This is a genomic window from Vibrio sp. OPT46 (assembly GCF_015163535.1).
Lineage (GTDB): Bacteria > Pseudomonadota > Gammaproteobacteria > Enterobacterales > Vibrionaceae > Vibrio > Vibrio alginolyticus.
This window is the reverse complement of record NZ_JADDYG010000736.1, coordinates 1-1,192: the sequence shown is the minus strand read 5'-3', so window position 1 is coordinate 1,192 and position 1,192 is coordinate 1. Positions and strand designations below refer to the sequence as shown.

Annotated in this window: 1 protein-coding gene; it reads left to right on the top strand. The window is 43.1% G+C overall.

Going from position 1 to position 1,192, the window contains the following annotated elements:
• Positions 1-872: 872 nt before the first annotated feature.
• Positions 873-1,192 (top strand): hypothetical protein (locus IQR33_RS26670; protein WP_193843718.1); only part of this gene is annotated, 320 nt, incomplete at its 3' end.

Below are 1,192 nucleotides of genomic sequence, written 5' to 3'. Positions count from 1 at the left end.
GAACCAATCGTTAGTAATAACACTGTGGTTTATAGCTATGAAGATACGATTTTCACACTCGAACTTGAAGCAAACATTAGCTTGAATGTACATTAGACTTGGTATTGGTTTTGGGTTGTTTTTTATGTGGAAATTATGTTATTACAATTTAGGGGGGTCAGCAGTAGAGAGAAAGCCTGAACCTCTTTCGCATACTTTAGAAGACAGCCTGAACATTCTCGAGCGAAGGTTTAAAAGCCAATGCCTAACAGAAGTGGTGAAGGCTAAACATTTTTCCTTGTACTCTATCTGTGTCCCCCATAAGGGAAAGAGCAATCAAAAGTCAATTAGTGGAAGATTGCTGGTATATAGAGAACCAGCACCAGAATAACCGCTCCCCAAGCGACCAGCCCCGGCAATATTGTCGGGGCTTTTTTGTCTCTGGTGTACATAAAACCAATCTACTACAATCGAAACATAAAAATTTCTCTCCACTAATAGGGGAGCCCCCCTAGTCGCCACCGAGGCCCACCCGCCGGACTTACCCCTGCATCCCTAAGGCTCGTTCCTCACCAAGTGCTGCCGCTCAAGGCTGTTGTCCACCAGCGCTAGGACATTGCCAACCAACCCCCGTTGTCACCGTCCTAGCAGAATGCTGGTGGCCATATGAATCGCCTTCGGCGAGCAAAAAGCATTTGTATAGCTTTTCTTAACGGCTTCGCCTAAAAAGCTGACCCTCTTTCGAGCCCTATTGTGTCGCCTTTGTCCTTCCCAAAGTCAATAAAATATGGGAACAATAATTTATAAAATGTTGTGTTATCATATGGTATATTTGTAAGGGTTGGTATATAATAACGCCAGTTTAATCAATTATTTAAATGCTTGGGGCATGTATGGAATTAAATACTTTTACACATATGGTTACTGGAGAGGAAACTTTTATACCTGCTATGGTATTCATCCCTAACACGAACCAGCGCTTATCAGTGATGTACTGCGAAGAGTTAAAGGCGGTTGTTTGTATCAATGGGGGGTTATTCCTACCAGCTGACACTGAAGCCGCTTGCAATGGAGGCGTTGCTGGTACTCTTCAACTAGCATCGGCTTATGAAGTAGGACAGAAAGAGGACACTAAAAAAACAATCAAGCTAGGCTCATGTGAACCAGGCACAGCAACAGAATTTGGTACTGTTAGTAAGTCAACAAACACAAA